The following is a 25,882-nucleotide window of genomic DNA, read 5'->3' on the forward strand; positions in this document are numbered from 1 at the left end:
CGTTTTCAAATTTACGAAGGAAGTATGAATGCCGATAGGCTGATTGACTTTCTTAAGCGATTGATCAAAACAGCGGGGCGTAAAGTTTACCTCATTCTGGACAATCTTAGGGTACATCATGCACGATTTGTTAAAGCTTGGCTGGCAGAGCACGAGGATGAGATAGAAATTTATTATTTACCATCATATTCACCTGAACTGAATCCAGATGAGTATTTGAATTGCGACCTTAAAGGGGGCGTTCACAGTGGCATGCCAGCCCGATCCAAGGAGAAGCTAAAAAGGAAAGTGCTTTCTCACATGAGAATGTTACAAAAGAAGCCCGCGCGTGTAGCAGCCTACTTCCGACACGAATCAATTAGGTACGCAGCATAACTGAACTATTTGTCCGCCGGGTTAATAGCGCTGCTTCCCTTGTTGGATAAATTTTACTGTCAATCATTTCCGTTTCATGCTAATAACAATTTTTCTGTTGTCTCTCACTAAAGCACTATCAGCAAACACCGCTCTGGCGAAAAAGGCACTTTCGATGGTATATGAGTGTCTATAGGGAGAACTGGGGTGTAATGTTTCACTCAGATCAAACTTGTCAAGACATAAGCCTAAAATTCAGGTAGCTACTCTGGCGCTATCGCATGAGACAAAGCTGAAGCCGTCGTGGAAACTGCTTGAATATTGCCCCTACAGGGCGCTTCTTCAGAAGTTTAAAAACGGAGTGGCTGCCGGCGAGCGGGTACGATAGCTTGGCAGCAGAGAAGGAATCAATTACCAGTAATGAAATTAGCCAAAATTCGCTTTTTTTAAATGAGTTAACTACCGAACTTTGGCTCAGGGAGACCTTGAACACCAAGGCCATGGATGGCAAATATACTGCCGGGTTTTGGATGGCGAGCGAGCTCCTCATCGCTCAGGAATGACTGCTGGGAGGTTACAAAGAGTGTTTCATAATTGTCGCCACCAAATGCGATACAGGTGGGGCTGCGGATCGGCAGGTCAATCTCTCTATCAAGACGTCCTTTGGGGTCGATTCGTAAGATTTTGCCCCCTAGATTCAGTGCAAACCAGTAGTACCCTTCGGTATCGACTGTGGCGCCATCGACAATAGCCGGCTTGCGACTTTCCAGTGAAAAGAAGGGGCGGCGGTTACTAATGCGGCCCTCGTCAATGTCCAAGTCGAAAACATAAATCATATGCCCAAAGGTATCGCCAAAGTACATCCGTGTGTCCTCAGGGTTAAAGGCGATGCCATTGGCGACGATGAAGGAAAAATCCTCCGCGACTTTGCGGTATGTGAAATCGGGCTCCAAGCAATAGATGTATGACGTCTTGTTTGTAAAATGGGTATCCATACTGCCGCACCAGAAACGCCCGCGACGGTCAATTTTTCCATCATTGAGCCGGCTATGAGGTCTACCTGGCTCAGGATTGCCGAGCTGCTCAAGCGTACCTGTTTCTAGATCGATGGTGCAGAAGCCGGAATTCACGCCAGCAATCATTCCTCCTCCAGGACGAAAGCCAAAGGATCCCACTTGTTCCGGCATTTCCCAGACCTTGCGTTCCCCGGTTGTGATATTTAGTCGTCGTATAGATGGCCGGCGGGGGCCAGTCAAATCGATCGAAGGATTAACGTGATTCGCCCAGTAGATAGACGTTTCCTCTGCAACCCAAATAGGTGTTTCACCCAAGCCATCGTTACACTCCCATAGGCATTCAACTTCTATCATCGCTGGTCCTCCATAGGAAAAATATAAATCTCTGGAAAGTCCGGGCTTTTCAGCTGCCTGACAGGTAGACATTCCCCAAAGTGCGATACGAGCTTAATTATCTGGAAAAAGGTGAATAATTCGGTATTGCCATACAGTTACTACTGGGGCAGAAGGAAAGAATACACTGTACTCGAGACGCGTTGTGAATACATCCCTGTAAGCTCGTAATCGGCATTCATGCTTCTTACGGTCCCGAGCGCAGTGTTTTCTTTCCTTCCCTCTTTTTAGTAACAAGATATATTCGGTGAAAGCTAACCCTATATTTGAAATCTGGATGGGATGGGTGTGTCAATATCCTCAGGGTGTAGCAATGCCGCCTCTATGCCCGCATGAACTCCAAGAGCCGAGGTCTCCCGTGACATGCTGGGCGTGCCAATGTTTTCAGATAATGCCGCGACCTCAGGGAGTTGTGGGAGGTGAATCCAGCCAGCACGCATGTTCAGTTGATTAGTGACAATGTAGTGCAGTACGCCATACATTAAGTGATTGCAGCAAAAAGTGGCGGCGGTATCTGAAATGTCTGCAGGAACCCCTTCATCGCGCATAGCTTTGACCATGGCTCGAAGGGGGAGGGTGCTGCGATAGGCCGTCGGACCATTGGGTATGGTGGGCTTGCCTTGCATTTCCATTCCGCGATTGTCCTTCAGATGATATCGAGTGGAGTCGTTAAAGTTTTGGGCAATTCGCTCCACGGTTACCATAGCTCGACCACCGTACTCTCCCAACATCACTACTAGCTCCGGTTGAAGCTCTTCAATAGCGGCAGTTACTACGTCAATGCTTTCGAAAAAGTTGCTTGGGACCAGGATACCGCTAATCTCTGAACTTCCGATACGAGTTCCGTCCAGAATACGCATGACGGATTCTGCCGGATTTATTGGCGTATGCCCGAATGGCTCAAAGCCTGAGACCAATACCTTCTTCATGTACAGTACTCTTTTAGTGCTTTGAGAGTGACTTATTAGGTTGAGTCACTGACGCCATTACTCGAAAATTGAAATATTTTGACTAATGGGATTGATGGAGAGGCTTTAGTTGAGCAAGCCTAGCTGTTCCAGAAAACTGTATTTATCCCAATCTACCCAACTCTCCACCATCTTGTTATTTTCATAACGGTCGGTATGGGTGCCAGTCCAAGTACCTGTCTTGCCTGTAGGCTCGTATTGCATGAACTTTCCGGTATGTGTTCCGGTAACACGCCAACGAGTACAGACATAGTCACCTTCTGCGACCTGAAGCAGTATCTTCAACTTTACATCAGAAAATCCCTGATGGAATTCAGTCACAAGATCCTGCCATTCTTTAAGGGATTCACATGACGTGCCATGTCCTGCATCAGGCATTTGATGGTTCTTATAATCCTGGGACAGAAAGCTGGTTGCCTTATGGGGAGTATTATCCCCCCATAGTTGAAGCAAGTTTTTAGATGTCTCCTTATGATTGGTAGTCATAGTATCCACCGTTTCTTTGTTAACTAGGGTGTAATAAACACCAAGCATAGTGTAGAGAGTGAAAGTATTGGTTAGCAGATGTGCTATTTTTGCTCCCTCAAAAATTAGGCTATTTCCGCGCACTCCCTGATTTATCTAAAACTCTGAAATACTACTGGGTCAGAAGGAAAGAATACACTGCACTCGAGATGCGCTGTGAATACATCCCTGTAAGCTTGTAATCGGCATCCATGTCTCATACGGTCCCGAGCGCAGTGTATTCTTTCTTTCCCTCTTTTTAATATATTATCCGGTGGCTAAAGCTGGCCAACATCGGGTGTGTTGTAGCTAAGGTTTAGGTGTGGTTGAAAAATATGCTGCTGATGGAGGGGTTAGGTGATAAGAGGGCAATGGAATAATGAATTCAATAAATGATTGTTCAGTAGAGTGTAATCGTAAGGTAATTAAAAAGGGGCCTTGAGGCCCCTTAAGGATTTTCCTGCAAGCCACTATCTACGCAGGTTGTTGATGCACCTGTTATATTCGCGGATGTATAATTTACCGCCGATTGATGGATTGGCATTTGACACATCCGCGGCAGCGTTACGACAACCCTCTACTTGACCTCGAGTCAGACCCGACGGACGAGGCTGGGTGCCACGAAAATACATATCTCTCGGGCGATCGCGATATCTATATCGGGGCTGTGTAGAAGCGCGCATATTATTGACGCACTGGTTGTACTCGCGAATGTAGATCTTACCACCGTTGGCCGGATTGGCATTAGCCATGCTCGCAGCTGTATTACGACAAGCTTCTACTTGGTGACGAGTCAGGCCCCAGGGTGTTTGTGTCCCGCGCATGTACAAGTGGCGGGGACGGCGAGGCTGGGTGCCACGAATGTACATATCTCTCGGACGTTCATATTGACGGATGGCAGTCGGCGGTTGCACGGGGTAAAAGTAGCCACCTTGTTCACTGAAAGCATAGAAAGTGTTGCCACTTTGATAATAAGTCTTACCAAGAATCTGAACTGGTGAAGCGCCGGCCGGAAGCTGTGTGAGGCGTTCCTGCGCATAGCTGAAACCGGCAAGAGAGAGCAGTAATATCATTGATAACAAATAACGCATAACGTTTCTCCTTCTCCCAACTTGGCAACAAGTCTACTCAAACGCCTGTGGTGTCCCAATGAGCTCCTATGGAAGTTTCAGTTGCTGAATCACAGATTTTTAATGCTTCATCGAGATAAAGACAGTTCCCAAATAGTGAATTTTTCTTATACTTACTTGAAAACCAAAAAACGTTCTAGTCCAATATTTTAAGGTAGAACTTGAAACCCTTATTAAATCTCTTTGCACGACTAACTATTGCAGGTCACTGCTTAAGAGTGAGCCCGATAAATCGCCGGTAAGAACTTATTACACGATGACTGGGTTGTCATTTTGCCTTATTTGTGTCTGTGGTTGGTGGTGAGGAAGGATGACGTGATCTCTATAGATTTAGTGGGCAGCATTTCGATTCCACTGAAAACGATCAATTTTTCCCTGTCCCTGTTTCAGGGTGGATGTATTCACAGCGCGTCTCAAGCGCAGTGTATTCATTCCTTCTGACCGAGTAGTGCCAGGCTGAAATGGCTATTGACTATATTATTCCAAATGAACTTGGGATTAGGGAGCAGTGCATCTAAATATTTTCGCTAAATCTCTGAAAGCCTCAATGGGTGGGTCTTGAAGGCCACAACTGCTACGTTGTGGCTCTTGTAAATGGTTAAATTCGCAACGAACTGGGCCAATATCTGCAGCCTTCAATTCCTGCAGAGATATTAGGGGATTATCTAGAGGCTCTTTAGTAAAAGGTTGGTTTGAAGTATATTGCAGTCAGTGCTGTAGTTCTATAAAGGATTGCGAGGAGTATAGATGCAGAGGGAATATCAAAAATCTACTTTTTATTTCTATTTTTTTTGCGTTTTGTCATGTAAGAAGAGGGTAAGTAATGAAGGAGTTACCATTTATTTTGATAATGGTTTTTTCTGTTTTTGTAATTTGGGATCAGGCAGTTTCTTATAATGATAAAAGCGTTGAGGATTTGCCGGTTTATGATGCAGGCTCCACTTTAAATGAGGAAAAATCCCAGCGGCCTTATGTGGCTGTTTATGGGCGGAATTCTTGTGGCTATACGATGCGTACCATCGCAGAATTAGAGAATGCGGGAATCAAATATACTTACTATAAAATTGACGAAAGAACAGTAGCGGATAGTATTCATAAAAAAATGACAGATTATGGCCTATCTACAAGGAGGTATTTGTTGCCGGTAGTTGATGTGAATGGTGAAATTACGATTAGACCAGAGCTCTCTGAAATTCTAAAAGGCTATCAAGAAGGTCGCTAGTCAAAGGTAAGTGCTAAAGACTAAAAGGGTTAATGAGCAGTATAGAGATAGCTTGAATCGAAAGGCATAGAATATACCTTTTCACCATTGGGGCCTGTGTATGAAGGTAAGTTACCTACTCAAATTCAAGAGCCTTATTGTTAATGAAGAGCTGAGTATTAACCGGCGTGGCATTGGCCACAGTTTGCAGGGACATACAGGCTTGTCGGCAGTAGTGAGCAAACTTCAGGAGCTTCTCCTCTGGCTCATCACTCTCAATGATCAAGTGCATCTCTACGCGATCACCTTTGCCAAAAACATTCTCGGGCTTGATTCCGCCAAAATCCAGAGTGGTTGAGAATTCTGTTTTTTGCTCGAGTTTTACTCGTCGCATATGGATTCCTGCCAGCTTTGCTAGCATTTCCACATGAGACATCATGCAAAGGGCAAGTCCGGCGGAGAAGTACATAATAGGCGAGGGTGCACTGCCCCGGCCACCCACTGCGGTGCCCTCATCACAGATTAGCTCCCAAACGCCTCCATTAGGAACATTGGAGAATATGGTCGCTTTTTTAAGATGTTGCCCCTGAGGCATTTGTTCCACGTTGATATGTGCATGAAATTTCAGTAACTCTCCCTGCTTAACTTTATCTAGATGAGGTGGTGCAAAAGTTGATTGTTCTGCATCCTCACCAAGCTTACGAACAATAGTAGAGGAAGACATTTCCCATTGCAGTGAATCCATCTTCGGCTCTCCCAAGTCATTTAATCGCGAGCCCCTAAATCTTGAAGGCAGAGAAGGGCTCTTGGAGATAAGAGTTAAAGGACGCATGCGAGAAGCAATTAGGACAGAATGTTAGGGTGCATCTGAGTTTATTCCAAACAGAAAAGAGAAAATTGTTCGCGTTACGGTGTTAATAAACAAATAAAATTTTAAAAATGATTTTTTCATTGGGCTTTATGCTTCGTAAAAGCACAGTTCAATGCCAATAGCGTGCTCATTTTTAGCTACTTTGTAGGCCATCTACCAAGCGGGAGGGGGGAGAGGGGAGGTGATACTTAGGTATCAGGCGTCAGTAAGGACCCCCGATACCTAAGTCTCTGCTATTTTGCATTGCGAGCCTTCAGTGGTTCGCGTAATTGGTCTGCCATGCCGAGCAGCAGGGATTCAGTAGTCTCCCAGTCAATGCATTTATCGGTAACAGAAACACCGTATTCCATTTGGTTCAGGTCCGGCAGGATTTTTTGGTTGCCGGCTTTGATATTACTTTCCACCATTATCCCAATAATCGATTTATTCCCATCAAGGATCTGGTGAGTCACGTTATCCACCACCAGCGGTTGCAACTCATGGTTTTTGTTAGAGTTGGCGTGACTGCAGTCCACCATGATATTCGGTGTGATATCAGACTTGTGTAGCTCCTGCTCACACATGGCGACGCTCACCGAATCGTAATTAGGCTTTTCGTTACCTCCGCGAAGTACTACATGGCCATAAGAGTTGCCGGCAGTATGGATAATGGCGACCTGGCCATGCTTATTGATGCCGAGGAAGCGGTGGGGATTGGCCACGGATTGTAGTGCATTGATGGCGACTTCCAGGCCACCGTCGGTGCCGTTCTTAAAACCTACCGCAGAAGAAAGGCCGCTGGCCATTTCCCGGTGGGTTTGAGATTCAGTGGTTCTCGCACCAATAGCAGACCAGGAAATCAGATCTTGAAGGTATTGGGGTGAGATGGGGTCTAATGCTTCGGTGGCTGTGGGAAGGCCCAGCTCGGCGATATCCATGAGTAGTTTGCGGCCAATATGCAGCCCTTCCTCAATTTTAAAGGAGTCATTTAGGTGAGGGTCATTGATCAAGCCTTTCCAGCCTACGGTAGTGCGAGGCTTCTCAAAATACACACGCATCACTATCAGCAGAGTATCGGATACCTTGTCGGCCACCTTTTTTAGGCGCTGGGCATAGTCCATGGCAGCATTCACATCGTGAACGGAGCAGGGCCCGATTACCACCATCAGGCGGTGGTCTTTGTGATCGAGAATATCGCGCACGGCGGCGCGGCCCATGGCAACTGTCGCTTCGGCGGCGTCACTGATGGGGAGTTCTGTTTTGAGTGTCTCCGGGCTGATCAGAACTTCTTGGGAGACAACATTTACGTCGTCAAACTGCTGTGTGGTCATGGCGTTTTCTGGCTACTCTTTTCCTTTTGCCGCGCTACGGATGGCAGGCGGATGACTTATCCTACTGCGCCCGGTTCTTTTGGGCGAGGGTTTCATTTGCAACCAATTATCCGGTCCCATTGTGGGGGTATTTGTTGGCATTTTTCTGCTACAGTTTGGCAGCTCAAAAGCACTTGGTGGTACTTTGGCGGTAATAGACTTATCTCAATAAAGCTTCAATATAGAAGTCATGTCGGAAGTTGTTCCCTTTATCTGGGGAGATCCTGAACAATTCTGTAATATCTCTGCGGGACTTTGGCGGTGATTCACATTCCGCGTTGAGAATTGTTGAAAGGTCTAAATATTCCTGTGAAGCCACGTCTTGATTATGAACGGCTCTGAATGCCGAAGGCATCACTGAATTATTCAGAGGCTCCCTAGCTTTCAGGCCATTGCTAGTTTTTCCGCCAAATCCTTGTAATTACAAGGCCCCCAGGCCAGATCTGTAGCGAAGTTATCTAAGGCTCTCTTATGAAATCCCTGCTAAGAAGGCGGGCCAGTAGTCTGTATGGAGGAGGTAAGGTGAGAAAGGTCACTTGTACTGGGTTGGACGATGGCTACATATACTAACAAAGGGGAAAGGAAAGAATACACTGCGCTCGGGACCGTATAAGGCATGGATGCCGATTACTAGCTTACAGGGATGCATTCACAGCGCGTCACGAGTGCAGTGTATTCTTGCCTTCTGACCCAGTAGTAGTTGGTAGATGCATTGTGAGGCCTGGAAGAGTGTGCAACAGTGGGAAAATATTCTAAAGCAACATGCATATCCCTCTAATTGGTGGCGATGTCCTCTGTGAAATGACTACCGACGATGTGTTTGAGATACTGAAGTCTATTTAGTTTAAGAAACCCGGGATCGCGAGCAGGGCCCCTTGGCCTCTTGGAACTTGCGCTGTATGCTGCCAAAGCAAAGGGGAGGTCACATGGACAAGCCGCTACTTAAACGCTCAATGTTGCGGCGGGTGAGACATAACATTGCGCTGCCTTGTAATGTGTTGCTCAAGCCTATGCAGGAGATTTCAAGCGCATGGGTGTGACATTCAGAGCGATGGAGTTGATCATCCAGACCGCCTTTTGCACCAGTGGGGCGCTAAGGGCAGTTTGGGAAGGATTAGACCACTATAGACTTGTAGTGGTACAGCCACCCCAACCGCGCCGGGGCGATAACAATTGATCGTTAAATATCCTTGCCAACACAAAGTTCAGTTTTGTGTAGCTCTGAAAATCAAAAGGGCTCATTGTTTCCCTGGCCAAAGAACTGAATCAGAATAAAGTTATGTATTGGAAATGCTATGCTTGTTGGCTCAAGGTTGTCAATTTCTGAATAAAGTGCTTAACTTCAAATTTGGGTATCCTGCAAGTGCCGTCTACAATTCCGTGTTAACTTTCCAGTCGATATTTACGACGTACTTCATTTATTAAGCGGTGACGCGAGCTTTGCAATCTTTCGTGTGGTGCGAATTGAGAGCTTGACGAATCCAAAAGGTTTACAGCAGTTGTAAGCTTTGCGACTTGCTCGCTGCTTAACTCGTTATTTTCTAAGAGTTCATTTATTTCCAAAATGGCTATTTCTTTTGCAGCAATATCTTCAGGTAAGCCAGATTTTGTGCACAATCCGTAGGTTCCACTTAAAAAATGCTCCCATTCCTTCTTTATATGATCATCAATTTCTGTGCTAATTTTAGAGTCGCTTGAAAAGTGACCTAAATCTTTCAGGTTCTTAATGGCTGATTTGTAGCGGCCAGAAAAAATTTGAAAGGCTTCATTTTTTGCGTTGGCCTGCCTGACTATTGATACCCAAGATACATATCCCTTTGCATAATATTCAGTTTCTACTTCAGTTTCATGGTAGCCGAAAAATGAGTTGCTTTTTATAATTGTATTTAGTTTGTATGAGCAGCGAGGCATTAACCCATTTTCTTGATATTTCGTTAATTCTTCATTGCTTGTTTGTGAAAATTCAAGAAGTTCCTCTTTTGTAAAAAAGTGATCATTGAGATACTCGATTAATTTCATAAATTTCAAAGCTCCGATTTATCATTAATGCCTGCAGCAGGATCGGGTGTATGCACGTCCTGCCTGAAGGGTGTACCGAGGGTACTTGTTATACTACTGGGTCAGAAGGAAAGAATGCACTGCACTCGAGACGCGCTGTGAACACATCCCTGTAAACTCGTAATCGGCATCCATGCCTCATACGGTCTCGAGTGCAGTGTATTCTTTCCTTCCCCCTTTTTAGTATGTTAGCGTGACTATCAACCATTGTTGACTAGACTGTAATTTCTCTGGAAAATTTTTAGAAAACCCATCAATCAAAATAGGAAAGTATCTCATTAGTTCTATCCTATTAAGTTAGCGTATATGGTCAATTTCACGGCAAGCCGCAAGGCCAGCTCACAGGAAGTTTGTGTTATATAATGGTCGTCAATTGGTACGGTTTTGGAAATGGCTTGGCAAACGTAAATGCCTCACTAGTTGCCCCTTGAGTTTGCAGCATTGTAAGGTGCTCTTTACCTTCTGCAATAGTTGGAATATGGCCTGCTGTAATCCACCATAAAACTTGGTGAACACTTTTAATCTTATTAAACCAGGCATCACGATCTCTTATCAGATCTACATGAGTTGACTTGTAAACATACTTCTTTAATGATTCTATGTTTTTCCATACGCTCATGTTTACAATGAGCATTGGGTTGTCAAATGCTTAAATAGAAGTAGCATCACCTTCTTCGGTTTGTAATCTCCAAACGAAACCCGGAGAATTATCTGCTAAAGCATTTATTTCATCAAGACGCTCTACGAAACCTTTCATAGTTTTAGATTTCATAGAATCTTTAGCTTGAGCAATATTCAGCTGTGCTAGGTGGAACTCTTCCATGTCTTTCTTTTCCTAGGTAAATATAAATAGATTTTAATGATACCGAATATGTTGTATTTAGGGCGACTGAAATTGAGCGTAGGCCTTCTTAGTCGCGCTTCTTATGGTAACGACAATCGTTTGTTGAATTTCTGTGATCGAGCATTGCTTCTATAGTCTCCGATACTGGAAGTTAAAATAACACCATTATTGGCAATAAAGTAGCCAGTATTCAGAAGAAAAAAACTTGGCTTTTGACCGTTAAGCAAATAGCCTCTGGCCAAAAATTGGCCATTCTGAGTAGAAACCCACCATCAAGCAACAGTCAAGCCACTAAACCAAAGAACAAACTCATACCGACTACCAAATTGGCCAATGGAGGCTGTCTTAACTGCTTCACACTTCCAGATTAAAAAATGCTTTCCAACTCATGCTAAAAAAGGGGAAGAAAAGAATACACTGCGCTCGGGATCGTATGAGGCATGGATGCCGATTGCGAGTACAGGGGGAGTTATTCATAGCGTGTTGCTAGATAAGTGTATTCTTTACTTCCGACCCAGTAGTAAACGACATACCAAACCCGTCTATTGGGCGCCACCATACCAAGTGCAAAAGCGTGACCTAAGGCTGTGCTTTTGTTACTTGGTTTTAACGCCACTCTGGAGATCTGCTTCACTCTGATCGATGAAGGTTACCGGCGCCACACGGCAACCTATATGATCGGTTTGCTATGGTTTTGATGACACTGGAGTATTTGTGTGGGCATCAGTGTTTGGCATAGCAAGTTTATCAGCGGCTGGATGTAGAAATTGGGCGAAAGCTCTTAACCGGCTGCACAAACTTGGCGCCAAGAGCTGAAAATAAGTTGGCTCAGAGCTCTGAGGGAGAGAAGTGCTCCAGAAGTGAGGTTGCTACCACGCTGGAGGCAGTGAAAACGGAAGAATGATGTTCTATGGAAAACCTTGTATTCGCATTGTCGGTCACAGGACCCATCTTCCTGATGATTATCGGTGGATACCTGTTAACCCTCAGGGGAGTTGTGCGAAGTAGTTTTATCGATGATGCATCCAAGTTAGTTTTCCACATTAGCCTGCCCGCACTACTGTTTATCAATATTTATTCAGCGGAGGCTGATCCCTCTCAGGAAATTTATTTACTGACGGCGGGATTCCTTACGACATTTGTGATGATTTTCTTGGCTTGGTTGTTGGCACGTCCGGTAGCGGTGGCAGATCGCAGTGCTTTTATTCAAGGGGCATTTCGTGGAAATGTTGCGATTGTTGGGCTTGCCTGGATTGAAAAGGCTTATGGTGATACTGGGGTCTCTGATTCCGCCGCGCTGGTGGCGGTGCTTACTATTCAGTTCAATGTTATTGCCGTTGCTCTATTTGTACTCTACAGCAAGAATACAAAATTTGGCTGGCGAACATTAGTTTGGGAGCTGGTAAAGAACCCCCTGATTCTCAGCGTGCTTGTAGCCATTCTTTGCCGGATGCTCGAAGTCAGGCTGCCAGAGGTTCTGCAAGATACTATCCAGTACTTGGCGTCTGTAAGTTTGCCGCTGGGGCTTCTCTGTATCGGCGCAAGTATGAAAATGCGAGCATTGGTGCGCAGCTCACCTACAGCGTTGGCGGTTTCTCTATTGAAGTTGGTAGTAGCTCCGGTGGTTTCCCTGCTAATTGGCTTAGGGCTGGGTATGGGGCCTGAATACCTGGGATATTTGATACTCATGATGGGGGCGCCCTGCGCCATATCGGCCTTTGTAATGGCCCATGCCATGGGGGGGAACAGTCAGCTTACGGCTAATATCGTCGGGCTTAGTACATTGCTCTCTGTTGTTACGGCCAGCATTGGGTTGGCATTGCTTAAGGTGTATTTTTAGCGTCGCTTTTCCACTGTCGGTGACGATCCCGTTTCTTAGGATGATTGCCGGATATTTTTAACTTGGGTATGACTTCTAAGGAAGCAATTTGCAAGAGATATTTCACAACTTTTTCTACTTGTGACATTGCTTGCTTTATTGTTCTATAGCAGTTATTCATCGAAAGATAGGTTAGGCAGGGATCTCCGTTAGTAACGACTTCGGCATGCATTTGCTGCATGTCTTAGGAAATGATTAATCGGGAGTCGCAATGAGATGGTAGTCTTCATCTCCCCGTAGTGTTACTAGAAAGGGGGAAGGAAAGGATATACTGCGCTCGGGACCGTATGAGGCATGGATGCCGATTACGAGCTTACAGGGATGTATTCACAGCGCGTCGCGAGTGCAGTGTATTCTTTCCTTCTGCCCCAGTAGTACTTAATACTTTTCACTACTGGGTTGGAATAAAGAATAAACTTTTATCGCGGCGCCTTGTGAATGCACCCCTGTACTCTCGTAATCAACAATCATCCCCTTCGCTTTTTAATAACTTCGGATATAGCATATTACAAGTTTTCAATGGTGATACCGGGGCCTGCCTCTGCAAGTGGGAAACCAAAGATGCGGCTGTAGAATTCCAGTTCACCTTCCAGCGCCATTTTAATACTGTCGCCGCTGCGGAAACCGTGGCCCTCGTTGGCAAAGGTAATATGGGATACAGGAATGCCTCGCTCTTTTAGGGCTTTTACCATAGTTTCTGCTTGATTTGGGGGCACTACTTTATCTTCCATGCCCTGAAAGAATATTACCGGGCAGCCTAATTTTTCCACATGATTAATTGGGGAGCGTTCATGGTAAATATTTTCTGCGGCAGGCCAGGGGCCAACCAGTTTATCCAGATAGCGGGATTCAAATTTGTGGGTGTCTTTAGCAAGGCTACTCAGTTCGCCAATGCCATAGTGGCTGGCGCCGGCTTTAAAGGTATTGTGGAAGGTGAGCGCGGCCAAGACTGTATAACCACCAGCGCTACCGCCTTTAATGAGTAATCGTTCTGGATCTGCCAGCCCCCTTTCTACCAGGGTCTCAGCGCCGGCACAGACGTCCTCTACATCGTAGATACCCCAGTGGTTTTCAAGACGGTCGCGGTATTTTCGTCCGTAACCCGTGCTACCGGAATAGTTTACATCCAGAATGGCGAATCCGCGGCTGGTCCAGTATTGCACTTTGAGATTGAGCCCGGCAGAAGTGGCACCGGTTGGGCCTCCGTGGCTAAAGACAATTAATGGGGGCTTTTCACCTTTTGGCGCGGAGTAGTCTGGATTGTGGGGTGGATAATAGAAAGCATGTACGTCGCGCGAACCTACATAATAAGTGATCTCTTGGGCACGGGAGAACAGGCCACCAGGTAGTGCTTTACTGTTACTGCTAGCGATGATCTCAATGCTTTCCGATGGATAGTCGAAGTCTATCACTGCGGGGAAACTGTCGGCTCCGGCAGCGATCATGATGGCTTTGCCGTTTTCGCAGTGCAGGCTCTCAATATCGCAGTAGGATTGGGGGATCGTATGGTGCTGACCAGTGCGGGTATTGAGCAGGGCCAGATTCCAGCGACCGCCTTCGGTAAAGGTACAGAGAATCTCTTCAGTTCCTATGAAACCATAAGTGGACATACCAAATACCCACTGGGGTGTGGCGAACTCGGCATTTTTTTCCCAAAGAGGGGTGTTTTGCCCTAGTTTGTAGAGGTTCCACCAATTGTTGCGGTCGGAAACATAACAGAGTTCGTCCTGTGGTGACCACTGTGGTTGAAAAATGGATTCATTCTCGCCTCCCGCTACTTGGGTTATTTCGCCGATCTTGCCGCCGCCATCTAAAGTGGCGAGGCATAACTCTGTAGCGTCCCAGGGCAGGTTGGGGTGATGCCATCGCAGAAAACTGAGCTTGCTACAGTCGGTATTCAGGGCTGGGTTTGAGTAAAAATCTGCGCCCTCCACCAAAACCGTCGGTGCTGCGGCCAAAGGGTTTTCCAGGTTGATTGCGATAATACGTGCCCGGGCTTCTACTCCTTGATCGTGGCCGCTGTCCTCCTCTTCGACACAAATCAGGCGATTTCTTTTTACATCCAGAACCATATCCGCGTAACGGGAATTCCCTTCGGGGGTAATGGCCTCTGGCAGGGAGCTGCCTAATTTTAAGCGGTAAATGCGCTGGTCTTCTGCCAGGACAAAATACAGGGTGTTTCCCTCTACCAGATAGCTTCCGCCGCCATATTCATGTGCCTTAGAGCGCACGTTGAGCGGGGCGGGGGTGAGATCTTTTTGTCCATTTTTTGGGCAGTGTTGTACAAGTACATTGCGGCCTTTCTCTGCCGGACGGGACTCTATCCAGTAGTAGCGTCCATCAACAAGGCTTGCCTCTGCTAGGCGTACACTGCCCTCTACAAGAAGTTCTGCGTTGATCGCGGATTTCCAGCTGCCGTAGGGGGCGGTTTTTATCATGGGGGCCTCGTTCATTGGGTACTTTTTCCATATTTGTTTTGTATTCTGCCGAGATGAATTGAGGGGCACAAGGTGCCTTTCTCAGGAGGCAGCCCTGTGATAGGCTGCAGTAACCAAGCAAGCGCTTGGTATTTTGTTTCTGGTTGCCTGATGTAGAAGTGTAGGGGCGCCAAATTTAAGGACTCGTGCTGGCAAATAGCACCGGCACTTGGAGAGTGGCAATCACAGGGGGGTAGATCCATTGGATTGCCAATTAAAGCGGCCTAAATAAAGATAATTCAGGAGAGCCTGCAATGTCCGATGAAGTGGTAATTACTTGCGCCCTGACCGGGGTGCTTACCAATCCTCAGCAACACCCGGTTCCGGTCACTCCGGAGCAAATGGCGAATTCCGCGCGTGAGGCCTACGATGCCGGGGCGTCGGTCATGCACGTACATTTTCGCGCCCAAGAAGAGGGCAAGGGGCATTTACCCAGTTGGGACCCACAAGTAGCACTGGAGATCGCCGATGCTATACGAGACAAGTGCCCTGGTGTCATTTTAAATTTTACCACCGGCACTATAGGGAGGGATCAAAGGGGGCCCCTGGCGTGTGTGCGTGCGGGGAAACCGGAAATCGCAGCCTGTAACGCCGGCAGCTTGAATTATTTGAAAGCGCGTTCCAATGGCACTTGGGCTTGGTCGCCAATGGTGTTTGATAATCCAGTAGATAAGGTGGAAGAACTGCTGGAAGTCTGTCGAGAGACGGGTACAAGACCAGAATTTGAGTGTTTTGATCTTGGAATAGTGCGTTCGGTGGGCATGTATGCGGACGTGGGTATGGTTGATAAGCCTAATTACAATCTGGTGATGGGCGTGGCTTCTGGTATGCCTGCTGATCCAGAGCTTCTCGAATTAATACCCAAGTATATGAAGCCGGACAGCCTGTGGCAGAGTACCGTGATCGGGCGTGAAGAAATTTGGCCCGTTCACCGCAAGACTGCGGAATTGGGAGGGAATTTGCGCTCTGGAGTGGAGGATACATTCTATTTGCCTGGAGGAGAGCGCACCAGCGGCAACGGCCAACTGATAGAAGCGTTGGCGGTGATTGCGGAGGAGTGCGGGCGCAAAGTAGTATCGCCAGAGCGCGCCAGGGAGATTTTCTGCTGATTCCCCTTGCCAGCTTCCCTGCCACAACACTTGGATTTGAGGTTTGTGGCAGGCGACTCTCCTCGCCGTACTTCTGGTTCCCCGCAAAAAACTGTTTTGTCAGCTGAGCTATCACCTTCCTGGGCTGCTAGTCTTATTACCACTCAAAACTATCATCAGCAATATGGGCACATAATAAATAAGCTGTCATAGGGAGCGGTGGATGCAAGATTTGTTGGACCAAGTTATTAAGGTTATTGACTGGGCCAATCTGCTCTTATGGGGAGGCGTCGCAGGAGTCTGGTGGCTCGGAGTCCTTATAGTGGCCCTACTGCCAGCGGGCCTCTATTTTTCTATCCGCAGCCGCTTCATTCAATTCAGGCACTTTGGCCATATGACCATGGTTATGGTGCGTGGTATCCACAAGGACCACCCGGGCTCTATTTCGGCTTTCCAGGCATTTGCCACTAGTGCGGCGGCACGAATTGGCACTGGAAGTCTTGCGGGAGTAGCGGTGGCCATAACCGCTGGGGGGCCTGGATCGGTATTTTGGATGTGGATGGTGGCTTGGCTTGGTATGGCCACCAGTATGGTCGAGAATACCCTTGCTCAAGTATATAAAGAAAAAGGTGAGCAACCGGGTACTTTCCGTGGTGGGCCTGCTTATTATATCGAAAAAGGGCTCGGTCTTAATTGGAAATGGCTGTCGGTTAGTTTTTCGATCTTCCTGATAATGTGTTATGGCTTTATCTTCAATGCTGTTCAGTCAAATGCGATGGCAACAGCCATTAATGATGCTTGGGATATCAACCCGCTATTGGTGGGAGGTATTGTTACGCTAATAGCAGCCATTATTGTGTTTGGGGGCATCCGCTCGATTGCGCGGTTTGCAGGTGTTGTAGTACCCATTATGGCGCTGGTTTATTTAGCTGTCGCTGTAGTAATAATTTCTATTAATTTGAATGAACTACCCGGAATACTCGCCACTATCATGAAGAATGCCTTTGGGGTAACAGAAGCTGGAGCGGGCACTTTGGGGGCAGTGGTATCCAATGGTATCAAACGCGGGCTATTTGCCAATGAAGCTGGGCTTGGTTCGTCGCCAAATGTTGGTGCGGCAGCTGACGTAAAACATCCACTGGTGCAGGGGTATGTGCAGATGGCCTCAGTTTTCCTGGATACCATCGTGATTTGTACCTGCACTGCAGCGATCATATTGGTTGCCGATGTGTATATGGTCGGTAATGTGGAGGGGGTTAAGCTGGCTCAGGACTCTTTGGCCAGTGAGGTGGGTTCCTGGGGAAGTGGCTTTATTGCATTTGCTTTGATGTTTTTTGCCTTTACTTCGCTTATTGGCAATTATTACTATGCTGAAACCAATGTCTTCTTCTTATGTCACACGCGTTTTTCGATATTTTGTTACCGTATAATCTTCTTGCTTTTTATTCTCCTTGGCACTTGGGTTTCTTATAGTGGAAGTACTGCAAATTTTACTTTGTTGTGGAGAATGGCCGATGTCTCTATGGGCTTTATGGCTTCGTCGAATATCCTGGCCATTATTCTGCTCTCAGGGGTTGCCTTTAAAGTGCTTGGAGATTATGAAGAACAACTAAACCGGGGGATCAGGGAGCCGATCTTTGATGCTAGTAAATACGACATTAAAGGTATAGATCACGAGGTATGGGATAGGAAGTAAGGGCCTGCCAAGCGGGGGGAGCCGGGCAGGCAAGGCGCACTCTACAGGGCTGGTTTGTTAATAGCTAGATAGAAGATAAAAATTACCTGAACCACTGCCAATATAGTGGCGATAGCTCGAGTGCGCATTGAGAAGGATTGGCGTAGTGCGAAAATACCAGCAATAATATAGCCAAACACGAGTACAATTTTTGCCGCAAGCCAATGGTAAATGGCCGGGTTCCAGCTTCCGATAATTACCAATGCAATCGCTGCGGATAATAACAGGGTATCGTTAACATGGGGTGCCCAACGTAAGGGCGTTTTTCGCCACTGGGGTCTACCGCTGAACTCCAGTCCCATACGTAGCAGAAAAAGAGAAATACTGATGACTGCAGTGGTTACATGAGCGTGTTTAAACAGTGAGTAGGTGAACATCTGTACGGCTTCCTTCCATCAAGCTAGCTCCTTTAAAGTGTCGCTAACAGGTTTATTACTTCAATTTCTGCACTATTTTAACGACTCTATGTACTAGTGCGCAATAAGGCATGGAATAGATGAGAGGTGGGCCTTTACTGTTAGGCCGGGTAAAAATTGCACCTCTCTTACGACACGCTGTGAATATACGCCTGTATGCCCTTAATTGGCATCCATGCCTCATACAAACCTATTCTCTGTCATCGTCTTTTTAGTAAGCCGGTGGGCCAACAAGCTTACGGGGCAATACGGCAATCCAAACATCGGGTTAATTTTCAGGCTTGCTCGCACGAGGAGACGGAGTGCGAGCAGGGGAAGAGTGCTATATGGTATGTAACTCGGAGCATCCTGACCACAGCGACTACGAAACTCTTGATCAGAGAAGTAAAGAGGAAGCGACTGATAAATAAATCTCAGCTCCTTTGTGAAAGAAAAGTCCCTAACGCTGATATCCGCAACGTTACAGATTCTCGGTTATAAGTGTGGGTGAAGTGATGTGACCAAAACAATATACAGTCAGGTCGAGCTTATACCGTAAGGCTGACATATAGCCTCCAAAGGAGGCTGAGTAAGATAATCGAAAATAACGGGATGATGTGCAGGTTGGATACGCAAATTCAAAGTTGAATACAGGGTTTTATTCTGGAGAAGCCCAAATGATGAAAAAAATTACCTGTCGGCATTGCAATGCTTCCTGGAAAATAAAAGCCCATCTAAGTATTGAAGCTATTAGGTGTCTACAGCGACCATCCTTTCGTAATTCGGCCAAACTAGTTGCACTTATACATCGAGATTTTTCCGTTGGGATGATGGAGGCAAAAGCTTTATTGCAACACAGAGCCCCTAAAAGGGGGAGGTGTTTTTGTTGTGGTGATAAACTAACAGGGAATTTGGGCAGGATGATTAATTGTACCACATGTGGAGCATTCAACATTGATGCATAGGTTGCTGATCCAAGAAAATTCTCTCGATCGTCAATTAATTGCACTCACTCATGCTAGGAATAAATCGTCGAGATCCTCACCAGGGAAATAGTTGCTGATAATCTTTAGAGGATCGATATTAATAATCGAAAAGTTATCAGAGGTGTCAAAAAGTACCCGATTGCCTGGAGCCAAATTAACAAGGCGATGATAGGTCGGATCAAGTCTTGAAGAGGGAACTACTATATCGCACTTCAAAAATATGCATTTTAATCAGTTTTATCGCTCCGCAGCGCCATTGTTCGGTATGGATAGGCCCCAAAAATAAAAATTTCTCGATGTGTCCTTACGCTTATTGATCCTGAATCCACATTCTCTCAGCTTTGGTTTCTCGGAATTTTTCTTTAGATTGGACATGAAACTACAGAAAGAGATTGCCAGGTTAAAAATAAGGGGCTGAATATGCTTGCCGGGTATCTCGTTAATGAGTGTAAGGGGTCGATTCTTATAGTTGTTAAGAAATCTATGGTTCAGTTGTGTTTTAGAGGGGGCGGGGGGTGTATTCCAATAAATTTATTTTAGTTCACTTGATTTGATCTCAAGTGATTTTCTAGAAGAGGAGGATAATCCATCCCATATTTTGCAAACGGGTTCAAATGCTGAACTTCTTGTATACCCAAAATCCTTGAACAATTATTTAGTGTCAGTAGACTGAGTGTTGCTAAGTATTTGGCGTAGCAACCATGAACCAACAAGCCCATTTGAGCGTATTAATAAAAGGATATGGCGACATGTTAAAGGCAGAGTATCAAGAGCGCGGCCCTGTGCCACAGGACGTGATTCAGGCTGTACAATTTGAGGAGCCTGAGTTACAGGAGGGGCAGGTTTTACTGGAAATGCTCGCTTCCCCTATCAATCCCTCTGATGTGCTTACTTTGACCGGTGAATATGGCATGTTGCCACCGCTGCCTGCCATTGGTGGTAATGAGGGTATTGCAAAAGTTATTAAGCATGGCCCGAATGTAAGTGGGCCAGATATCGGGCAGACGGTGCTTCTGCCTGTGGGTAGCGGTACTTGGGCTACCCATATGGTGGCGGATGCTAAAGGGTTAATCCCGCTGCCCAACGACGTAGACCCCGTGCAGTTATCGATGATCACTATTAACCCACCAACAGCGTACCTGTTACTGAATGACTTCGTAGACCTTCAAGAGGGTGACTGGGTTATACAGAATGCAGCCAATTCTGGTGTGGGGTCTTATCTCACGTCCTTGGCAAAGCTGCGTGGCCTCAAAATCGTAAATGTAGTACGCCGAGCATCTTTGGTTGAGCCACTGCTTGCCGCTGGGGCTGATGTCGTACTGGTAGATGGCGAAGTTGGCGGAAAGAACCTTGCGCAGAGGGTTGAAGCTGCAACAGACGGTGCCCAGATCAGGTTAGGCATTGATGCTGTAGGTGGAATGGCAACAGCTCGTCTGGGTGAGACACTTTGTGACGGAGCTACATTGGTGAATTACGGTGCCCTTAGCCGAGAGCCATGCCTTTTGGCCCCAAGTGTTATCATCTTCAAAGATATTACTGTGCGCGGATTTTGGCTTGCCAAGTGGTTTGGCACAGCTACTTTAGAACGTCAACAAGAGGTACTTGGAGCTATTACCGGTCTCGTAGCTGAGGGGAAATTATCAGCACCAGTTCACGCAACTTATCCACTGAAAGACATTAAGGAGGCTGTCCGGGTCGCCGCTGCTGGGGAGCGTAATGGCAAGGTGCTAATGGTAGGAGAAGCTCTACTAAAATAGTTGTCGATAAGACCTGTTACGGGCCCTTAATGTAAGCCCCGCCATAGTGTTCTATGGAGGGGTTTATTTTTGATTATATGGAAATGCATTGGATTTTATTAATCAATTGACCCCGAAAAATTCCATAGCTGCTTGAGCTTATTGTGAGTATAAAATGCCTGCCCATGGTTATGAGTTCTCTATTATTCTCTGTCTGATTTCCTACTTTTCTTGGCTTACGCTGTTAGCTGGGCAACCATTATGGCTTCACATATGCTTGTAATAATTCCCTTGAAAGTTGGAGGCTAAAAAATCAGTAGCTATTGAAGTGCATAAACTTGATTTTATGTGACAATTTTCGAGTTATTTTTTTGGCATTGGGAGAGCATACTAAAAAGGGGGAAGGAAAGAATACACTATGCTCGGGATCGTATGAGGAATGGATGCCGATTACGAGCTTACGGGGATGTATTCACAGCGAGTCTCGAGCGCAGTGTATTCTTTCCTTCTGACCTAGTAGTAACTGGGAAGTTTAATGAGGCTCCTGCTACTAGCAGTCAAGTAAAAATATTTTTTGACTATGTTTAAGTTTAAAGGCAATCATCATTCTGGAAGTCTTTTGGATATATAGGTGACGAATTGGCGACTGACTTCAAATCTAATGCCAGCGTAGTGATTTCCCAACGTGTACCGACCCATAGGCGCTGTGATTATAGCTTTTGGCATAAAAAATTCACTGATGTTGCTTTAGGTTGTGAGGGGCTAATTGAGGCTAGCCTATTTGAGCCAATTGCCGGTGTGCAAGACGAGTGGGTTCAGCTATTTCAGTTTGAGGCGGTTGAGCAATTGCTCTCTTTCTTGAAGTTGGATGGCTATCAAGCAGTATTATCTGCTTGCGAGAGGGAATTGGGGGCAGGAGTTCGGCAACAAATTATTGCTAGTAATAAACAGATGACAGTTCCTGCGACTATCGTTGTGTTCCAGCGTATTAAGTCAAACTGTTTGGGAGAATATAAGAAGTGGTTACAGAAAATTGGTGATGTAGCTGCTGGGTATCCAGGGTTTCTCGGTAGGGAGCTTATCAGGCCAATCAAAGGGCTTCAGGATGACTGGGTAGTAATAATCCGTTTTGATTCAGAGAACAATTTAAATCAATGGATATCCTCACGTGATCACGAAGGGTTAATAAAAGAGGCCGAATCTTTTCTTGAGCGGGTGCAGTATCGCAAAATAGGGCGGGGGTTTGAGGATTGGCTTGCACATGCAAGAGGAGTTAAGAGTAGAGTGCTGCCACCTCAATGGAAGATGGCAATGCTCATTATTCTAGTGCTCTATCCAATAATTATGTTGATTTCAATCTGGATCTTACCGCTTATGGGAGACTGGAAATCGGCATTTGCTACATTTTTCTCCAGCATTATTAGTGTTTCAGCTTTGACATGGATTGCAATGCCTGTTGTTACCAGATTGTTTTATTTCTGGCTATCGGGAGGCACAGAAGCAAAAATCAGAACGACCCTGCTAGGGGTAGCAATAGTGCTCGTACTTTATATAGCATCAGTCCTATTCTTCTCTTTATTGTAGTTTAGGCTTGACCGCAACAGATTTAGTTTAATTGACTTGCGAGGGTGAAGTTATTCATAGGAGCTTGAATAAACTAGTAGCTGATATGGTAGTTTCGAGTCAGATAAAATTCCGAGATCTTCAAGGGAGTATATTGATGAGAAATATTTTAAATCGCTCTAAGAGTTCAGACTGGCCAGATATTCCATTTGATCAATGGTCAGAGACGGCAGCGACTTTGCACATGTGGAGCCAGATAGTGGGGAAAATCCGATTAGCGCGGACCCCTTGGACCAACCATTCCTGGCATGTTCCCTTCTATGTGACATCTCGCGGATTGGATACTTCCCCGATCCCGTATGATGGGAGAGCGTTCTCCATTGAATTTGATTTTATAGATCATCTTTTGTTAATTCAGACGACTGATGGAGATAGTCTCCCAATAACACTAAAGCCCCAATCTGTAGCAGACTTTTATCGGGAAGTAGTTGGTGCTATGAAGGAGCTCGGCCTTTCCGTAAAGATTTATACAACTCCCAGTGAAATTCCAAATGGGATTCCCTTTGAAAAGGATATAGAGCATTGTCATTATGACCAAGTGTTTGCTACTCGCTTCTGGCGTGCCCTGGTACAGATAGACAGAGTCTTTAAAGAATTTCGCTCTCGCTTTATAGGGAAGTGCAGTCCTGTACATTTTTTTTGGGGAAGCTTTGATATGGCAGTTACCCGCTTTTCCGGTCGTGAAGCTCCACCTCACCCAGGAGGTGTACCTAACTTCCCCGACTGGGTCGCGAGGGAAGCATATTCTCATGAAGTGAGTAGCGCAGGGTTCTGGCCGGGTGGTGGGGGCGTTAAAAGTGCCTCATTTTATTCCTATGCCTATCCTGTACCGAAAAATTTCTCAAGCCAGAAACTTTGTTCAGCTTCAGCGTATTACTCTGAAAATTTAGGAGAATTTATTCTCCCATACGATGAGGTGAGAAAAGCGAGTTCACCTGATGAGGTGTTGCTCGACTTTCTGCAAAGTACTTATGAAGCCGCAGCGAAAAATGGGGGCTGGGATCGTAAGGGATTGGAAAGAGAGCTTGTGCCAGTAGTCCAGTAGCGAGCGAGTAGAAATAGGAAACTGGTCAGAAGGAAAGAATACACTGCGCTCGAGACGCGCTGTGAATACATCCCTGTAAGCTCGTAATCGGCATCCATGTCTCTACAGTTCCGAATAAGATGTATTTTTCCTCTCCGTCTTTTTACAGCTTATAAGGCTAAATATACAGGAGCCTCAACGACAGCAATTAAGCTTGAGGATAACTTAAGTGCTTGAGGTTCATTAGGACTACAAATATATCCCGCATAAAAAACTGGAACTTGTTTTTCCATTGCCTTCTTATACTACTGAGCTGGCACCTACTGCAGGTGAAAGTGGGCAAGGGCCTTTTCGGCAATTTCCTTGCCATACTCCTGTACAAAGTGACCGGCCTCTTCAACTTTGAGTGGTTCTGGGCAGTTTTTGATGGTGCTTCTTAGCAATTTCATTACATTTTCACCAAGTATTGCATCTCTCATTCCAATTGCCATAAAGCTATCCCCATTCCAATCCTTGGACCAGAACTCCCGAGCTTTTATTCCCAGCTCTACACCCTCCATACCGGGATCAACTGGTACAATTGAGGGGAAACGACGAACCCCGGTTTTGTAGCGGTTATCGGGATAGGGCGCATCATATGCCACTATATCGAAGAGGTTGACTTCAGATCGGGCATCGTTGGCAATCAGGCCTCCAACGGGGATTTCCGGTACTCCGATAGAGAAGTTACGCCAGTGATAAAAGCCGTCAGAGGCACCGTCTCCCGCCGCAATGGCGGTATTCATTACCAGTAACCTTGTAAATCGATCTTGCATGTCCATAGGAAGGGTGAGGCCCAGGATTCCGCCCCAGTCCTGGCAAACCAACGTGATATTTTTAAGCTCTAGGTGCTCAATCAGGCGCATAAGGCTGTTGCGATGGAAATTAAATGTGTAGATCTCATCATCCACCGGCTTGTCGGAGCGGCCAAAGCCAAACAGGTCCGGGGCGATCACCCGGTGTCCAGCTTCAACAAATACTGGAATCATCTTGCGGTAAAGATAGCTCCAAGTCGGCTCCCCATGCAGGCAAAGGAAAGTCGTTTCCGCATCTGGCTTGCCCTCATCAATGTAAGCCATGCGCATTGAATCGTAGCCTTCCAGGTTTTCGATATACTTGGGCTGGTAAGGGAAGCCTGGCAGTAGGGAAAAACGTTCCTCAGGAGTTCTTAATCGCTCAATTGACATGGGCAACCCTCTTTTGCTTGAAAGCTAGGCAAGCGACACTGCCTAGTATGTTATAGGTTTGGCTATTTCATAGCAGAAAGCTTAACTGTAGGCCAATATATCGGTTAATGAATCGAACATTAAGGGTCTATCTGCTCGTTGGGAATGGCAAGATCTTTAAAATAAAGATAATTGATTAATTTCCCAGTAACACCGCTTGATTGCTGCCATTCCAAAAGTGAGTTACTAAAAAGAGGGAAGGAAAGAATACACTGCGCTCGTGACCGTATGAGGCACGGATACCGATTACGACCTTACAGGGGTGTATTTAAAGCGCGCTTCCAGAGCAGTGTATTCTTTCCTCCTGACCCAGTGGTATAAGAGAGTTAAGATGTACGGTACTCAACAAGTGTTACTATGGAATCGTATCGTTAAGAATTACACGATTATCAGGCTCAATTTTAAGTTGAGCTTTGCTCTCAAGAAAAAGAGGGTTGTTCTCTGTTACGCCATAATCGGGATTAAATTGCTTCTTGGTGAACGTAACCTGAGAGTTTGTTTCCCAGTTAATAGTTGCAGGTCCCCATACCTCAGGTTTTGTACGATAAATAAGTGTGAGGTCACTGGCTGTTAAACGATACAGTTCGAGAAGGTTTTCATTGAAACCTGTATCCAGGTCCTGCGCTGCAGTGAGCATATATTGGCGGTTTGGCGAAACAAGAGGGTAGCCAGCCAGGGGGTACTCAAAGCCATTCTTCAAGCTTAAAAGGACATAGTTACTGGACTCCCATAATTGCCTGTATATCAATAGGTAGCTATCTGCCACTTGCTCTATGGCTGTAAAGGTTTGCCGTTCTACTGAAGGAACTTTTTTAGTGGAATCCAGGTAGATTTTGGTTTTTCCATTCCTCAGGGTCACCGTCAGAGAAAGGGGATGTTTTCGCTCGACAACTTTTGTCTTTTCGAGCAACTTACTTTTAATACTAGAGTTTAGAGTTTCATGGGTCAAAAAACGGACAAAAACTAGCTTGACATAGAGGCGAAGA

19 protein-coding genes and 2 pseudogenes are annotated in these 25,882 nt (G+C 46.0%); 9 read left to right on the plus strand and 12 right to left on the minus strand.

What is annotated here, in order from left to right:
- Positions 1 to 375 (plus strand): transposase (locus ACCI49_RS18565; protein WP_371837343.1); only part of this gene is annotated, 375 nt, incomplete at its 5' end.
- 185 nt (positions 376 to 560) lie between these two features.
- A pseudogene (locus tag ACCI49_RS18570) lies at positions 561 to 770 on the plus strand (IS3 family transposase); the annotation flags it as partial.
- Positions 771 to 809: 39 nt separating this feature from the next.
- Here ACCI49_RS18570 and ACCI49_RS18575 read toward each other — a convergent pair.
- The 4 genes from ACCI49_RS18575 to ACCI49_RS18590 all read right to left on the minus strand — a co-directional run bounded on the left by ACCI49_RS18575 (position 810) and on the right by ACCI49_RS18590 (position 4,326).
- Positions 810 to 1,724 carry an SMP-30/gluconolactonase/LRE family protein gene (locus tag ACCI49_RS18575; RefSeq protein ID WP_371840654.1) on the minus strand — a complete coding sequence of 305 codons (915 nt, stop codon included), beginning with the start codon at positions 1,722 to 1,724 and terminating at the stop codon, positions 810 to 812.
- A gap of 299 nt (positions 1,725 to 2,023) precedes the next feature.
- Positions 2,024 to 2,692, minus strand: coding sequence for a pyroglutamyl-peptidase I (gene pcp / locus ACCI49_RS18580; protein WP_371840655.1), 669 nt, complete (start codon positions 2,690 to 2,692; stop codon positions 2,024 to 2,026).
- A 105-nt stretch (positions 2,693 to 2,797) separates the two neighbouring features.
- Positions 2,798 to 3,217 carry an ester cyclase gene (locus tag ACCI49_RS18585; RefSeq protein ID WP_371840656.1) on the minus strand — a complete coding sequence of 140 codons (420 nt, stop codon included), beginning with the start codon at positions 3,215 to 3,217 and terminating at the stop codon, positions 2,798 to 2,800.
- Between the two features lie 488 nt (positions 3,218 to 3,705).
- Positions 3,706 to 4,326, minus strand: a complete 621-nt coding sequence (locus ACCI49_RS18590) for a hypothetical protein (protein WP_371840657.1) — start codon at positions 4,324 to 4,326, stop codon at positions 3,706 to 3,708.
- Positions 4,327 to 5,188: 862 nt separating this feature from the next.
- Between ACCI49_RS18590 and ACCI49_RS18595 the strand changes: the two genes are divergently transcribed.
- Positions 5,189 to 5,587: a glutaredoxin family protein gene (locus ACCI49_RS18595; protein WP_371840658.1), complete on the plus strand. Its 399-nt coding sequence runs from the start codon at positions 5,189 to 5,191 to the stop codon at positions 5,585 to 5,587.
- Positions 5,588 to 5,702: 115 nt separating this feature from the next.
- Here the strand turns inward: ACCI49_RS18595 and ACCI49_RS18600 are convergent, their stop codons facing one another.
- The 4 genes and pseudogenes from ACCI49_RS18600 to ACCI49_RS18615 all read right to left on the minus strand — a co-directional run bounded on the left by ACCI49_RS18600 (position 5,703) and on the right by ACCI49_RS18615 (position 10,667).
- Positions 5,703 to 6,311 carry an OsmC-related (seleno)protein gene (locus ACCI49_RS18600; protein WP_371840659.1) on the minus strand — a complete coding sequence of 203 codons (609 nt, stop codon included), beginning with the start codon at positions 6,309 to 6,311 and terminating at the stop codon, positions 5,703 to 5,705.
- Between the two features lie 359 nt (positions 6,312 to 6,670).
- Positions 6,671 to 7,747, minus strand: a complete 1,077-nt coding sequence (locus ACCI49_RS18605; protein ID WP_371840660.1) for a 3-deoxy-7-phosphoheptulonate synthase — start codon at positions 7,745 to 7,747, stop codon at positions 6,671 to 6,673.
- 1,422 nt (positions 7,748 to 9,169) lie between these two features.
- A complete protein-coding gene (locus ACCI49_RS18610; RefSeq protein WP_371840661.1) occupies positions 9,170 to 9,805 on the minus strand; it encodes a DUF6058 family natural product biosynthesis protein in 636 nt (211 codons plus the stop codon).
- A 394-nt stretch (positions 9,806 to 10,199) separates the two neighbouring features.
- Positions 10,200 to 10,667, minus strand: a pseudogene (locus tag ACCI49_RS18615) (DUF3291 domain-containing protein).
- Positions 10,668 to 11,598: 931 nt separating this feature from the next.
- Here ACCI49_RS18615 and ACCI49_RS18620 point away from each other — a divergent pair.
- Entirely contained in the window at positions 11,599 to 12,528 is a 930-nt protein-coding gene (locus ACCI49_RS18620; RefSeq protein WP_371840662.1) for an AEC family transporter, read from the plus strand.
- A 545-nt stretch (positions 12,529 to 13,073) separates the two neighbouring features.
- Here ACCI49_RS18620 and ACCI49_RS18625 read toward each other — a convergent pair.
- Positions 13,074 to 15,020 carry a S9 family peptidase gene (locus ACCI49_RS18625; protein ID WP_371840663.1) on the minus strand — a complete coding sequence of 649 codons (1,947 nt, stop codon included), beginning with the start codon at positions 15,018 to 15,020 and terminating at the stop codon, positions 13,074 to 13,076.
- Positions 15,021 to 15,298: 278 nt separating this feature from the next.
- Here ACCI49_RS18625 and ACCI49_RS18630 point away from each other — a divergent pair, with 278 nt between their 5' ends.
- Both ACCI49_RS18630 and ACCI49_RS18635 read left to right on the plus strand, forming a co-directional pair.
- Entirely contained in the window at positions 15,299 to 16,153 is an 855-nt protein-coding gene (locus ACCI49_RS18630) for a beta-keto acid cleavage family enzyme (protein WP_371840664.1), read from the plus strand.
- Between the two features lie 202 nt (positions 16,154 to 16,355).
- Entirely contained in the window at positions 16,356 to 17,828 is a 1,473-nt protein-coding gene (locus ACCI49_RS18635) for an alanine/glycine:cation symporter family protein (RefSeq protein ID WP_371840665.1), read from the plus strand.
- A gap of 41 nt (positions 17,829 to 17,869) precedes the next feature.
- Here the strand turns inward: ACCI49_RS18635 and ACCI49_RS18640 are convergent, their stop codons facing one another.
- On the minus strand, positions 17,870 to 18,244 hold the full coding sequence (locus tag ACCI49_RS18640; protein WP_371840666.1) for a SirB2 family protein: 375 nt from the start codon (positions 18,242 to 18,244) through the stop codon (positions 17,870 to 17,872).
- A 1,705-nt stretch (positions 18,245 to 19,949) separates the two neighbouring features.
- On the opposite strand from ACCI49_RS18640, the gene ACCI49_RS18645 reads away from it, so the two are divergent.
- From ACCI49_RS18645 to ACCI49_RS18655, 3 genes are all read left to right on the plus strand, one after another.
- The gene (locus ACCI49_RS18645; RefSeq protein ID WP_371840667.1) at positions 19,950 to 21,005 is read left to right on the plus strand and encodes a zinc-dependent alcohol dehydrogenase family protein; all 1,056 of its coding nucleotides are present in this window, start codon (positions 19,950 to 19,952) and stop codon (positions 21,003 to 21,005) included.
- Positions 21,006 to 21,623: 618 nt separating this feature from the next.
- Positions 21,624 to 22,568, plus strand: a complete 945-nt coding sequence (locus ACCI49_RS18650) for a putative antibiotic biosynthesis monooxygenase (RefSeq protein ID WP_371840668.1) — start codon at positions 21,624 to 21,626, stop codon at positions 22,566 to 22,568.
- Between the two features lie 136 nt (positions 22,569 to 22,704).
- Positions 22,705 to 23,652 (plus strand): DUF5996 family protein, encoded by a 948-nt coding sequence (locus ACCI49_RS18655; protein WP_371840669.1) that lies wholly within the window; start codon positions 22,705 to 22,707, stop codon positions 23,650 to 23,652.
- A 299-nt stretch (positions 23,653 to 23,951) separates the two neighbouring features.
- Here ACCI49_RS18655 and ACCI49_RS18660 read toward each other — a convergent pair whose 3' ends face one another.
- Both ACCI49_RS18660 and ACCI49_RS18665 read right to left on the minus strand, forming a co-directional pair.
- Positions 23,952 to 24,857, minus strand: coding sequence for a haloalkane dehalogenase (locus ACCI49_RS18660; protein WP_371840670.1), 906 nt, complete (start codon positions 24,855 to 24,857; stop codon positions 23,952 to 23,954).
- Positions 24,858 to 25,251: 394 nt separating this feature from the next.
- Positions 25,252 to 25,882 (minus strand): hypothetical protein (locus ACCI49_RS18665; RefSeq protein ID WP_371840671.1); only part of this gene is annotated, 631 nt, incomplete at its 5' end.

Origin of the sequence: Microbulbifer epialgicus, from assembly GCF_041447265.1 — a bacterium.
Lineage (GTDB): Bacteria > Pseudomonadota > Gammaproteobacteria > Pseudomonadales > Cellvibrionaceae > Microbulbifer > Microbulbifer epialgicus.

What these genes read in the sequence shown, in the direction of transcription:
- ACCI49_RS18575 (WP_371840654.1), bottom strand. Translation starts at nt 1,724, where the DNA reads ATGATAGAAGTTGAATGCCTATGGGAGTGTAACGATGGCTTGGGTGAA.
- pcp (WP_371840655.1), bottom strand. Translation starts at nt 2,692, where the DNA reads ATGAAGAAGGTATTGGTCTCAGGCTTTGAGCCATTCGGGCATACGCCA.
- ACCI49_RS18585 (WP_371840656.1), bottom strand. Translation starts at nt 3,217, where the DNA reads ATGACTACCAATCATAAGGAGACATCTAAAAACTTGCTTCAACTATGG.
- ACCI49_RS18590 (WP_371840657.1), bottom strand. Translation starts at nt 4,326, where the DNA reads ATGCGTTATTTGTTATCAATGATATTACTGCTCTCTCTTGCCGGTTTC.
- ACCI49_RS18595 (WP_371840658.1), top strand. Translation starts at nt 5,189, where the DNA reads ATGAAGGAGTTACCATTTATTTTGATAATGGTTTTTTCTGTTTTTGTA.
- ACCI49_RS18600 (WP_371840659.1), bottom strand. Translation starts at nt 6,311, where the DNA reads ATGGATTCACTGCAATGGGAAATGTCTTCCTCTACTATTGTTCGTAAG.
- ACCI49_RS18605 (WP_371840660.1), bottom strand. Translation starts at nt 7,747, where the DNA reads ATGACCACACAGCAGTTTGACGACGTAAATGTTGTCTCCCAAGAAGTT.
- ACCI49_RS18610 (WP_371840661.1), bottom strand. Translation starts at nt 9,805, where the DNA reads ATGAAATTAATCGAGTATCTCAATGATCACTTTTTTACAAAAGAGGAA.
- ACCI49_RS18620 (WP_371840662.1), top strand. Translation starts at nt 11,599, where the DNA reads ATGGAAAACCTTGTATTCGCATTGTCGGTCACAGGACCCATCTTCCTG.
- ACCI49_RS18625 (WP_371840663.1), bottom strand. Translation starts at nt 15,020, where the DNA reads ATGAACGAGGCCCCCATGATAAAAACCGCCCCCTACGGCAGCTGGAAA.
- ACCI49_RS18630 (WP_371840664.1), top strand. Translation starts at nt 15,299, where the DNA reads ATGTCCGATGAAGTGGTAATTACTTGCGCCCTGACCGGGGTGCTTACC.
- ACCI49_RS18635 (WP_371840665.1), top strand. Translation starts at nt 16,356, where the DNA reads ATGCAAGATTTGTTGGACCAAGTTATTAAGGTTATTGACTGGGCCAAT.
- ACCI49_RS18640 (WP_371840666.1), bottom strand. Translation starts at nt 18,244, where the DNA reads ATGTTCACCTACTCACTGTTTAAACACGCTCATGTAACCACTGCAGTC.
- ACCI49_RS18645 (WP_371840667.1), top strand. Translation starts at nt 19,950, where the DNA reads ATGAACCAACAAGCCCATTTGAGCGTATTAATAAAAGGATATGGCGAC.
- ACCI49_RS18655 (WP_371840669.1), top strand. Translation starts at nt 22,705, where the DNA reads ATGAGAAATATTTTAAATCGCTCTAAGAGTTCAGACTGGCCAGATATT.
- ACCI49_RS18660 (WP_371840670.1), bottom strand. Translation starts at nt 24,857, where the DNA reads ATGTCAATTGAGCGATTAAGAACTCCTGAGGAACGTTTTTCCCTACTG.